We start from the raw sequence: 620 nt of genomic DNA on the forward strand, positions 1-620 counted from the left end.
GGACGATCTGGGTGGCGTTGGAGGCCAGGGGGGCCGGGGGGAGGGAGTCGAGGAAGTCGGTGGCGTTGTCGTCGGGGCCGTAGACGAAAGTGACGCCTGAGCGGGTGACGGTGGGGGCCGTGTTGGGAGACGCGGACGGAGAAGAGGGAGGGGTTGAGGAGGAGGTGGGTGGGGTGGTTTCGTCGAAGGTCGGGGGGGTGTAGTCGAGGAAGTTGCCGACCATGGTCTCCGACATGATGCGGGTGCCGTGTTCGGGGGCCGGGCGGGGGCGGTCCGCGGAGGCGCCGGCCGGGGGCGGGACGGGAGGCTGGCGGGGGCCGTCGGGCTGGTCGAAGCCCAACGGGCCCGTGGTGTTGGGGTCGGGTTCGCCGCCGCCCATGAGGCGGCCGCCGAAGAACTTGGCGCGGCCGAAAGCCCGGCCGAAACCCTTTTTGGCCTGCTGGACCAGTTCGTCGGCGGTCGGGCCGCGCTGGGCTGCGGGACGACGTCCCGGCTCCTGGCCGTGCTGGGCGGCCTCGTCCGGAACGCCTTGGACGTCGCCCTGCGGGCCCCACTGGCCCTGGCCCTGCGCGTCGGGCTGCGGGGGCAGGCCCTGCTGCGGGCTGCCCTGCGCGTCCCAC

Annotated in this window: 1 pseudogene; it reads right to left on the reverse strand. The window is 74.0% G+C overall.

From position 1 onward, the window contains the following. Positions 1 to 620, reverse strand: a pseudogene (locus ACYVE7_RS35295) (hypothetical protein); the annotation flags it as partial.

It is taken from the genome of Actinocorallia lasiicapitis, from assembly GCF_054778695.1.